Origin of the sequence: Phocaeicola coprophilus DSM 18228 = JCM 13818, from assembly GCF_000157915.1 — a bacterium.
Classification (GTDB): Bacteria; Bacteroidota; Bacteroidia; order Bacteroidales; family Bacteroidaceae; genus Phocaeicola; species Phocaeicola coprophilus.
This window is the reverse complement of sequence record NZ_EQ973632.1, coordinates 285,331-296,574: the sequence shown is the minus strand read 5'-3', so window position 1 is coordinate 296,574 and position 11,244 is coordinate 285,331. Positions and strand designations below refer to the sequence as shown.

The window sequence follows — 11,244 nt, the reverse complement described above, 5'->3', positions numbered from 1 at the left end:
TCAAGGAAAATCTCTATACGGAACAAAATACCTTTGGAGGACAAAAGACCTATAAAAATGTTTTCCGCTATTTCGATGATGGAAAAAAACAGATGCTTATAATTTATCGTGAAGAAGCCATCGATGAGTTGGTTGATATAATCTATGATATGGATATATCCCAACCAATAAAGGTTTATGTGTTCTCACCCAGCGAAGATCCTTGGAAAGGTTCGTTTGATGATGTCAGCGACAAAGTTGAGTTGTGTGCTTTGCCACAAGCAATATACAATACTTACCGAAGAATCTTGCCTAAGAAAAAAGATGCTGTCGTTTTCCCTGAAGAAGATGTTTTGGCTACTACAGAAAAAGAGGAAGAGCAATTTAATGGAATGTTGAACTTTGAATACGATTAGGAAGCATAGACATATATCAGATAGAAATATGATATGTGGTTTAAGTTATTCGAAAATTTCGAATAACTGCTTCTGGGAAAAGGTAATTCCATAATAAACACTGAAAATAAAAAAAGGAATAATGAAAAATATACCATACCAGCAGAACGCTATCAATGAACTGACAGATAAAACGATCCGTCTGTTAAACCTCGGTGGAAAACGACATAAGATTGTGTTTGAAGCACCAACCGGTGCGGGGAAAACGGTCATGACCTGTCAGGCTTTAGCAAATATAACCGATGAATTGAAAGAACGTGGTGACAGCCGTTATCAGGAAGTTGCCTATATCTGGTTTGCACCTCGTAAGCTGCACCTGCAAAGTTATGCCAGCCTAAAGAATGCCTTTGGTGAAACAAGGAAGCTTCGGCCTGTAATGTTTGACGAGATTGACCAAAGTGAAGGCATACAACCCGGAGAAATATTGTTTGTCAATTGGGAAAGCGTGAACAAAGAAAGTAATGTTATGGTACGCGAAAGCGAAAGCTTTGCTTCTTTATATGAAATTGCACGACGGACACAAGAAGAGTATGATTTGCCCATTGTTGCCATCATAGATGAGGAACACATGTTCTGGTCAAAGACTGCTGACAAATCGGCAGCAGTGCTGGAACGTATCAATCCGGCTGTGGAATTGCGTATTTCGGCTACACCCAAAACACTTCATCCTGATGAAAAAGTAAAAGTTTACCGACAGGACGTTATTGCAGCTGAAATGATTAAGAAAGAAGTCGTGCTGAATCCAGATATAGAACTGGATTTCAGTGAAGAACGCACACTGAACGAAAATCTGATTAAAGCAGCATTGGCAAAACGTAATCAGTTGGCAGAGCTTTATCAGGAATTAGGTGTCAAAATCAATCCCCTATTACTTATCCAGCTGCCCAACGATGTGAAGGAATCCATGACGTCGGAAGATCAGGCCATAGCAGAACAGGTGAAGACTTATTTGGAAGCCATTTGTGAAATAACAGCCGAAAATGGATTATTGGCCGTATGGCTTGCCAACGAAAAAGAGAATCTCGCCGGACTGGAACGTCCCGATAATATGACACAAGTATTGCTATTTAAAGAAGCGATCGCTTTAGGTTGGGACTGCCCTCGTGCAGCTGTTCTGTTGATCTTCAGAAAATTGCAAAGCGATCAGTTTACGATACAGACTGTAGGACGTATTCTGAGAATGCCGGAACAGAAACATTATCCGAAAGAACAGCTTAATATCGGCTATGTTTATACCGATATTGCAAAAGATAAAATTCAGATTGTTACAGCTGATTCCGACTATATCTTGAAAAATACGATTACAGCATGCAGACGTGAAAATCTTGAGAATGTATCTCTACCGGCTTACTATTCAGAACGCCCTAATGTGGAACGAAATTATCTGGGACCTGACTTCAAGAAAACATTGTATGAAATAGCTGATGAATTCTGGAAACTGGAAAGAGGTGCCGGATTGTTTTCTATCGCTGAATTGGCTGCTTTAAGAAATGATAATGATGAATTTACTCCGCTGCCGGAAAGTGATGACGATTTAGTAAATGAAAACAGAAGGCGAGTAAAGAATTCAATTCGTTTGGATGTCAAGACAATCAATGTGGAGATTCCGAAAGATGTGCACTTCCAGAATGAAGAACAGATATTGAAGGTAGATCAAGTTCGCTTTGCCCGTAAAGCATCGGAAATAGACCGCGTATTTATGGCATATATAAGTGGTAAAGGACATCAATTTGAAAGTAAAGGTAGAGCTGATAAAATAGCCAACTACCTGCTTGAAATGCTTGCCGACTATTTTGGAATCTTCGATACTGATGCCAAGAAGGTCGTTCTTTATTATGATAACAGACCCAAATTTGACCGTTTACTGGACACGGCCTTAGAAACATACGCCCGTAAAAGAGAACGGGCTAAGAAAAGATCTGCGGCAGCCAGAGAATTAAAACTATACAACTGGGAAATTCCGGAAGAAAGAGTCTATGACAGCGAAACGAATCATATTGAGACTGCAAAAAATCATGCTTTGTTGCCATTCGTACAACTTAATGAAGCTTCTAATCCGGAGAAGGAATTTGTGAAATATTTGGAAGAACATTCACAATGGATTGACTGGTGGTATAAGAATGGGGACAAAGGAAAACAACATTATGCCATTGCATACGGAAAATCTTTATTTTATGTTGATTTTGTTATTCGTATGAAGAATGGACATGTATATCTTTTCGATACGAAAAGTGCCGGAAGTGATGTAACTGCTCCGGAGAAACATAATGCCTTGTTGCAATATATACAGGAATATTCAACTAAAGATACACCTCTTTATGGAGGAGTTATCATTCAAGATGGAAGTAACTGGCTATATTCCAAGCTACCGATTGAGAATACAACTGATTTGTTAAACTGGGATGCTTTTTATCCTGAAAACGCATAAAGATTATGGCTAAAGGTATAGATCCGAAATTTGTTCACTACGGCATCCGCAAAGATGATTTAGCTATGATAGAAGCAATCTGTGAAGCGGAAGGTGTAGATTTTGACTGGTTAAGTGAAGATATTCTGAAAGCCTATCATGCCAAGAAAGTTGACGTGATAGAAATGAGTGATAATGAAACGGAAAACATCATCCGTAATGCAATCCAAAAAATACGTCAATAAATACGATTATGCTGATACAGAGAATTAAAATAAGCAATTATAAGACTTACTTGTCACTTGATCTGGATTTGACAGTCGATGATGATCGCCCGATTATTTTGATTGGCGGCGCAAATGGTGGCGGTAAGACTACTTTATTCGAGGCCATAAGCGGAGCTCTTTATGGTTTGAAAATTGAAAACAAAGAGCATTTCATGGAATTGCTCAATCAGGGAGCCTTAAACACAGCCAAACCTGAGATTTCCTTACAGATAACATTTGTAGGGAAAGTACTCGGCCAGCAACAGAAGTACATATTAAAGCGTGTTTATCAGTTAAATCCGCAAAGAAAGCCATTGGAAAGCGTATCGCTGAACATGAACGGGAACATGTATGTTTACGGTACTATGACTGCTCCCAAAGACCGGGTAAAAGCAGAACAGGAAATCAATAAAATCATCAAAGCCAATCTACCTCAGGAACTGAGTCAGTATTTCCTGTTTGATGCAATGCAATCGAGTGAATTGCTGAAGAAAAATGTATTTGCCCAAACCATTCGTGATAATTTCGAGAATGTATTGGGCTTCAAAAAATACCTTCAGTTAAAGCGTGCCGCTGAAAAACTACAACAGGAATGGGCTCAACAACGTCTTGAAGCAGAAAAAGAAGCCCAGGAATATAATGAGCTGTGCGCACAAAAGGATAAGCTGACCGCCGACTTAAATACTTGTATAGCAGAACAAGATACAAAATATAAGTATCTTGCGTCGGTAGAAATGGAATATAAACGGGCAAAAGACGGTGCCCAGGAAGCATCTGCCCTTAACAAAAAGATACAGGAGCTTGCCAGTAAAATTGACGATATTGTAAAGCGTGCAGTAACTTATGCTGAGGACCTAAAAGCATTTGTTGACAACATAGAAATTGATTTATTCTTGCCTAAATTAGCTTCAAACCTGGCACAAGAAATCAATAATATCCTGCACATAAAAGAACAGCTTCAGAAAGAGAATACCGGTGCTTATCCGTTGGAGACATTGAAAGACGTGACAAATAAAATTATAACTTACTTAAAAGATTTGTCACTGTGCAGTGAATCTGTGGATGAAGAACAGGTTGTATCTCATATTGTAGCTATCCAAAATAGTACTAATAAAGAAGATCCTTTTGGTTATCTTGACGAAGCGGAAGTAACCGCTTTATCCAACTTGGTAAAAAGAACTGGCTCCAATCAGTTCATTGCACTTGACCGCCAGCGCCAGGAACTGGAAATTCAACTTTCCACGTTGGATAACTTACGTTCGCAAAAACAGACTTTGGAACAAACACAGGCCGGTGGTAATGAATATCTAATTCAAAATTATGAAGCCGCTCAAAAACAGATAGAGAAACTGAAAGTTCAGGAAGTGACACTGAAAGCAGACATTCAACGTCTTGAGAAACGGATTCATCAGTTTGATGTACAAATCCAGCAAGAACCTGATATTAAATTCGACACTTTGGTCAAGCTCAAACCTCTGTTTGAAAAGATTGCAGACAGTTTGCTGAAGAAGAAAAAAGCCCAGATTGAAAGTGAAATGCAGCAACAGCTCAACAAGTTACTTGTTTCATACAAAGGTCATGTAGCCAAAGTTGAGTTGTCCGACAGCATTGAACAATTCAATATAAAACTCTATCATACTGCCGGAAATGAGATTTCATTGAATCAGCTTAATGCTGCATCCAAACAAATCTTTATCCAAGTTTTATTGAAAGTATTGCGAAACCTGGGAGATTATAATCCACCTGTAATGATTGATACAGTAATGGGGATTCTTGACAATGAAAGTCGTGATGCCTTGATGGAAGAATATTTTCCACAATTGGCAGAACAAACCATTTTGCTTTGTACGACTTCTGAAATCAGAACAGACAGCGACTACATCAAACTGGAACCGTTTATCTCCAAAACCTATACACTTCATCGCAATGTAGAAGCACAGAATACTACGGTTGAAGACGGTTATTTTGGTTTAACTCTTAATCAGTAAAAGAAATGAGCATCATAAATTTTTCAAATACGCGCCAAATGGAAGGATTGTTTGATGCAATCAATCCAATCAAGGAACTGATTGAATCAAAAATCAATCTTTCCAGAACGGCAGATCGGGAGAAACGTATAAACTTGAATCAGAATAAGGTAATGCGTATCTGCTTCATCGTGGGATTAAGTTTGCCTACAAAGCGTTTCATAGATGATTACAAGGATATACAATTGTCTGTGTCATCCATACGAATTACTCCCAGTTTTTTCACAATGCACGATTTGAGTACCTTATATTCGGCATTGTTAAAACTAAGATACGCAAACTTGAACATTGATTGGACTCAAAACGCTACCCTTTCTCGAATTATCGCAGCAGAAATGCTTCGTGGGCGTGACTATCTGATGGCTGACAACAATCTGGATTCCTTCTTATACGCAATGAACAATAAAGTAGCCATGGCAAAAGATATTCCAGTCCTGAATCTTCTGATTGGGAACTATGGTGATGAAGAAATGGAAGCTACATTAGATATAAACAGCCGTTCCATTACCAACTCACAGATTATCATTGCGGGAGCTACAGGTTCCGGAAAGACCAATTTGCTGGCAGTCTTGATTCAGCAATTCAGAATGTTATCCACAGAATCACAATATCCCGTGAATTTCCTTTTATTTGATTACAAAGGAGAGTTCAGCGATATACAGAATAACCATTGGTTATCTCTCTTCGATGTGGACCGTTCTTGTATTCTGGATCCATTGACACAGCCATTGCCTTTTACTCCATTTAAGGATTTCACTGGACGCTCTATCAATGAAATCAATCTGTACTCTACAGAAATGTCTTCTGCTTTATGTTCTATAGACCGGGTAAGTGCGAGTGCCAACATGAACAACCGTCTTAGTGAAGCTATTGTAGAGGCCTATAAATCAACAAATGGTGCCCCTATTTCATTTGAATTAATGCTGAAATGCTATCAATCACGAATGAAAGATGCAAATAATGATGATAGTATTTCTTCTGTTCTGAAGCAATTGGTTAATGCACATATCTTTGAATCAGAAGATAAAGTTTCTTTGATTGATGACAGCTACATTATCAAGATGGATGGATATCCCAAAGATGGACCTATAGCCAAAGCTATTGTGTATTTCCTGATGTCCAAACTTAATAACATTTATGAGTTACTGGATAAACAAGCTGTGAATGATGAAGTAGTACAAATACGTCATTTCTCTATTATTGATGAAGCTCACTATATGCTTGACTTTGACAATCGTCCCCTACGTAATCTAATTGCTGTAGGACGAAATAAAGGTCTGAGTATTATCCTTGCCACTCAGAACATGAGTAGCTTCAAATCAAAAGGTTTTGATTTTTATGCCAATGCTCAGTATCCTTTGATTATGAAACAGCAGACTATTGACGATAAGGTCATCAAAGACTTATTCGGTGTGAGTGGTCAGGAACTCCAGGAAATCAGGACTGCTATAGCCGGGCTTCAAAAGGGTGAGCTGATTATAAAAGACCAGATGGCTTTTGCCCTTGGTATGGGAAATAAGTATAAGAAAATTAATGTGACACATTTGATATAATAAGTATGGCTTGCAAAAATAATATTATACTCACCTCAACTTGTATAATAAGTAGTGTAACTTGTGTCGCTTTGACATTCTGGGGACAAATAAAAAATAATGGAACTATAACGACTGATTCATACATAGGAATTATAGCTTCATTAATTGGTGTCTGTGCTACAATAGTTGTTGGTTTTCAGATTGCTAGTTTTTTTGAGCTACGCAACTTAAAACAGCAAATAGATCAAGTTGAAAAGCAACGTAAAGATTTAGAATTATATAAAGCGACCATTTCAAATGAAATACATTTATCTAGAACTGGTATTTCAAATGCATTTGGTATTTTATCTGTGGTAGAAAAAGGGTCTTTACTAGGCTTTGCCTCACGTGTTAGTTCCATAGTTTGTGATGATTTGCAAGCTACACCTGGTAATATATTACTAACTAGATACCAACAGTTGTATGATGAAACCTCTTTTTTCTTAAAAACAAATGATTATGTAGATTTAATGTATCCTATAACAGAAAATCTTAAATATATTCATATACCGCAGAATAAAGAGAATTATAATGAGATTATGAAATTGCATTTCGATATCATCACAATGATGGAGAAAGCGAAACAGAATTTAGCTAAATAATGATAGAACATGGCTGAAAAATATAATGCATCCAATATTGCCTTAGAGCAAATACTGAACTTTATCAAATCAGGTGAAATTGCGATTCCTGAAATTCAACGTCCTTTTGTATGGAAACCCAAACAAGTAAGAGATCTGATAGATTCTTTATATACTGGTTATCCTACAGGGTATCTTATCATCTCTCAAAGTCCAAACATCAGGCTCAAAGATGGTACACTTGCTGAAGGAAAGAAAATTATGATTGACGGTCAGCAACGTGTTACTGCACTTATGACTGCCATTATGGGGATGGACATTATTAATGCCGACTTTCAGAAAAAGCGTGTTAAAATTGCCTTTAATCCATTGGCGAATCCGGAAAACGATGAAGAACGCTTTAAGGTGCAAGACAACGCTATTTTGAAAGATAAAAGATGGATTGCCGATATCGCAGAGGTATTTAAACCGACATTTGATATGTGGCAATTTGTCAACGATTATTGCGAAGAGAATCAAGAGATAAAAGGCAGCGCTTTAAATAAGATTCTGATGCAACTATTGGATATAAAGAACAGACAAATCGGAGTTATCATGCTTGATAAAGAATTGACTATCGATGAAGTTACAGAAATATTCATTCGTATTAATAGTCAAGGAGCAAAACTAAATCAAGCAGACTTCGCTATGTCTAAAATAGCTGCCAATGTTACTTATGGAGGCAATATGCTTCGAAAAGCTATTGATTACTTCTCTCACTTATCAGTTCAACCAGAATGGTATTCTGATATGATTAAAGATGAAGAATTTATGAATTCTATTTTTGCATCAAAACTGAAATGGTTGAAGGATGATCGTGAGGAAATCTTTGATCCAGATTATAATGATATTTTGCGTATAGCATTCATGTATAAGTTTGGTAGAGCTAAGATGAAAGATCTTGTAAGTTTACTTGGTGGACGTGATTTTGAAACACGCGAATATAAAGAAGAGATAGCGGAGAATTCATTCGGACAACTTACGAGTGGTGTCATTGATTTTATGAATGAATACACTTTCTCTAATTTTGTTCTAGCTATCAAGTCAGCAGGATTCATTGCCAGCAAGTTAATCAATTCTCAAATGACCCTTGACTTTGCCTACACTCTATACTTACTATTGAATGCAGATCCAAATATAGACAAGACGCAAATCAAGCATTATGTGGTTAAATGGTATGTAATGACTACTTTGACAAGTAGATATATAACATCGCCAGAAACTGTAATGGATATGGATATAAAACGTATCAAAGAAAGAGGGTTCCTAAACTACTTTAGTGAAGTGGAAGCTGCGAATCTTTCCGATACTTTCTGGGATATAGCTTTGGTGCAATATCTTGAAACATCTGTGATAAATAGTCCATACTTCAATCTTTATTTGGCATCTCAAATACATGATGCAGATGATGCCTTGTTTACATGTGGATACAAAGTCAATGACCTTATAACTGTAATTGGTGATGTACATCATATTTTCCCTAAAAAATACTTGATTAAGAATGGAGTAAATGAGAAATCAAAATATAATCAGATAGCCAATTACACATATTTAGACACCCAGGTTAATAAGGCTGTGCGAGATGATTCTCCTAATATATATTTCTCTAAAGTCTTCGAACAGTGCGATACTGGTATTGCTGTTTATGGAAACATTACAGATAAAGCATTACTGTTCAAGAATCTCCAGCAAAACTGTATTCCAGAAACTATATTACAAATGGAACATACAGATTATGAAGAGTTTCTTGCTGAAAGACGTAAGCTGATGGCGAAGAAGATAAAGAGGTATTATTATAGTTTATGATAATATATTCTAATTATTTAAAGGTTAATAAATATGAATGACTTATTTATTTCAATTGATTACAATGACAGGGAATTTGAAGAAGTTCAATCTTTTAAAGCTGCTTTAGAAAAAGATTATCATTGTCAGATTCGTCCCAAATGGATTCCTTCTTGTTCTGAAGGGGCAGAGCTTTGGATGCATATTTTTATAAATTCTGAAATATATGATTTTTTAAAAAACATCATTATTTCTGGATTAATTTGGGATGGTATAAAATATGCTGGTAAAACGTATATTTTTACTCCACTATTTAAACACCTAGAGAAACTAAATACAGATAATGAAATATATGGAGGAATAAGAATGGAGAGAATGGTTTTACAATTTGATGATTGTAAAATTGACATCTATGGACTTAAAACTAATTTTACATCTATTCTTTCTTCTATTTTTAACAAAATAGCAACATTAAAACCTAGATTTGAAAAAGAATTTGGATTAAAAGTCATCAATATAAAAATTCCAGTTTATACAGATTTTGAAGAATGTAAATTATCCGTATTTTTAGATAAGTGGATGATTACTTTTCATACAGGCTATCCTAAAAAAATTTACGACTTCAAAACTGACAGTCTGTGTGATCTTACATAATGAAATTAAATTTACCTAGAATTAAATTCATTAATAATTATAAAGTTCTATCTTTATAAGAAAAATATGAAACGCTTTAGCATAAAGTTTAAACCAGTTGATATCCTGTGCTTATTTTTTATTAAATATTAACTTATAAAACAATAAATATTATGTCTTTAATAGATTCATATGGCCTTTGGAATAATAAAGGAGGAGTTGGAAAAAGTACAATAACTTATCATCTTGCAACAAGATATGCAGAAATTAATCCTGATAAAAATGTTGTAGTTTTAGATTTGTGCCCACAAGCAAATTCAAGTATGATGCTTTTAGGTGGTGGACAGATTGGGGAAAATAATGTTTTTAATAATTGTACATTACCCATGCCAAAAACTGTTGTTGGCTATTTGACAACAGTAATAACCAATGGTTATGGAGCAGCTTTACCTGATCCAGATTTGTTCACCACACGTGTTAACACACATAATAGAAATCTTCCAGATAATTTGTATCTATTATGCGGAGATGGAAATTTAGAGCCAATAGCTCCTGCTATTTCTAACCAAGCTAATGCTCAAGCTTTGACTCCAAACATTCAACCTTGGGTGTGGATTCATAATATTTTTAGAAATTATATCCAATCTTTTGCTGAAAAACATCCAGAAAAAGATTTAATTGCTTTTATTGACACTAACCCTGCTTTTGGTATATATACAGAACTAGCAATAACCGCAACTAATAAACTGATATGTCCTGTCAACGCTGATGATTCTTCAAGAACTGCAGCTAGTGCTATGACTATTTTGCTTCATGGAACTAATCCACCACATCCAGTATATGGCTCATGGACTTTTGCTGCTATGGCGCAAAAATATGGAATCAACATTCCTAAAATACACCTTATAATTGGAAATCGATTAACTCAATATAGTGGAGCAGCTAAAGCATTTAAAGCCTTATCTGATGCAACATCACAAGCATTATTTACTATTTACCAAAATAACCCAGATTATTTTACCCCAAGGAGTGTCCAAATAAATGATATTGAGACTTTCAAGCGGTATTATTCTATCTCCTTAAGAGATTTTAATACCGCAGGAATCGTAACTGCACATTTGGGTCGTCTTTTAAATAAGATGTCAGAAAATATATATACTATCCACGGAACAAATGTACAGATTGATAGAGGACGAATTAATGATTGTCGCGATGCTATAGATGCAATTCTTAGAATGCTATAATTAACAGTTATAGAACTATCTATTCATAAAAAGGGATAACCCAAAAATGAAATACATTTTCTAAAAAATTACAAATTGTAAGTTCTAAGTATTAAAGAGCCTTATCAAACTCCTTTTGGTGTAACGATAAGGCTCTTATTAATAAAATTAACGTGAGTTCGTCAAAACTCACGTTATATTATTGAATAATAAGCCGGTGAAATCTCGTTCCAGGATCCAATTTATGCCTATTGGTTGAAGACTGAATACTTCGT

General features: G+C 35.8%; 8 protein-coding genes and 1 pseudogene. All 9 read left to right on the top strand.

The features are described from left to right. Positions 1-395, top strand: a pseudogene (locus BACCOPRO_RS02870) (site-specific DNA-methyltransferase); the annotation flags it as partial. Positions 396-516: 121 nt separating this feature from the next. Further along, complete coding sequence (locus tag BACCOPRO_RS02865; protein WP_008140742.1) at positions 517-2,862, top strand: DEAD/DEAH box helicase; 2,346 nt, start codon at positions 517-519, stop codon at positions 2,860-2,862. 5 nt (positions 2,863-2,867) lie between these two features. Next, positions 2,868-3,086 carry a DNA modification system-associated small protein gene (locus BACCOPRO_RS02860; protein WP_008140740.1) on the top strand — a complete coding sequence of 73 codons (219 nt, stop codon included), beginning with the start codon at positions 2,868-2,870 and terminating at the stop codon, positions 3,084-3,086. An 8-nt stretch (positions 3,087-3,094) separates the two neighbouring features. Beyond that, positions 3,095-5,095, top strand: a complete 2,001-nt coding sequence (locus BACCOPRO_RS02855) for an AAA family ATPase (RefSeq protein WP_008140739.1) — start codon at positions 3,095-3,097, stop codon at positions 5,093-5,095. Between the two features lie 5 nt (positions 5,096-5,100). Next, positions 5,101-6,687, top strand: coding sequence for an ATP-binding protein (locus BACCOPRO_RS02850; RefSeq protein ID WP_008140737.1), 1,587 nt, complete (start codon positions 5,101-5,103; stop codon positions 6,685-6,687). Positions 6,688-6,692: 5 nt separating this feature from the next. Continuing rightward, the gene (locus BACCOPRO_RS02845) at positions 6,693-7,310 is read left to right on the top strand and encodes a hypothetical protein (protein WP_008140735.1); all 618 of its coding nucleotides are present in this window, start codon (positions 6,693-6,695) and stop codon (positions 7,308-7,310) included. Between the two features lie 9 nt (positions 7,311-7,319). Continuing rightward, positions 7,320-9,134: a GmrSD restriction endonuclease domain-containing protein gene (locus tag BACCOPRO_RS02840; protein ID WP_008140733.1), complete on the top strand. Its 1,815-nt coding sequence runs from the start codon at positions 7,320-7,322 to the stop codon at positions 9,132-9,134. Positions 9,135-9,167: 33 nt separating this feature from the next. After that, the gene (locus BACCOPRO_RS02835) at positions 9,168-9,767 is read left to right on the top strand and encodes a hypothetical protein (protein ID WP_008140732.1); all 600 of its coding nucleotides are present in this window, start codon (positions 9,168-9,170) and stop codon (positions 9,765-9,767) included. A 152-nt stretch (positions 9,768-9,919) separates the two neighbouring features. Continuing rightward, complete coding sequence (locus BACCOPRO_RS02830) at positions 9,920-10,990, top strand: ParA family protein (protein WP_008140730.1); 1,071 nt, start codon at positions 9,920-9,922, stop codon at positions 10,988-10,990. The last annotated feature ends 254 nt before the right edge of the window (positions 10,991-11,244 follow it).

What these genes read in the sequence shown, in the direction of transcription:
- BACCOPRO_RS02865 (WP_008140742.1), top strand. Translation starts at nt 517, where the DNA reads ATGAAAAATATACCATACCAGCAGAACGCTATCAATGAACTGACAGAT.
- BACCOPRO_RS02860 (WP_008140740.1), top strand. Translation starts at nt 2,868, where the DNA reads ATGGCTAAAGGTATAGATCCGAAATTTGTTCACTACGGCATCCGCAAA.
- BACCOPRO_RS02855 (WP_008140739.1), top strand. Translation starts at nt 3,095, where the DNA reads ATGCTGATACAGAGAATTAAAATAAGCAATTATAAGACTTACTTGTCA.
- BACCOPRO_RS02850 (WP_008140737.1), top strand. Translation starts at nt 5,101, where the DNA reads ATGAGCATCATAAATTTTTCAAATACGCGCCAAATGGAAGGATTGTTT.
- BACCOPRO_RS02845 (WP_008140735.1), top strand. Translation starts at nt 6,693, where the DNA reads ATGGCTTGCAAAAATAATATTATACTCACCTCAACTTGTATAATAAGT.
- BACCOPRO_RS02840 (WP_008140733.1), top strand. Translation starts at nt 7,320, where the DNA reads ATGGCTGAAAAATATAATGCATCCAATATTGCCTTAGAGCAAATACTG.
- BACCOPRO_RS02835 (WP_008140732.1), top strand. Translation starts at nt 9,168, where the DNA reads ATGAATGACTTATTTATTTCAATTGATTACAATGACAGGGAATTTGAA.
- BACCOPRO_RS02830 (WP_008140730.1), top strand. Translation starts at nt 9,920, where the DNA reads ATGTCTTTAATAGATTCATATGGCCTTTGGAATAATAAAGGAGGAGTT.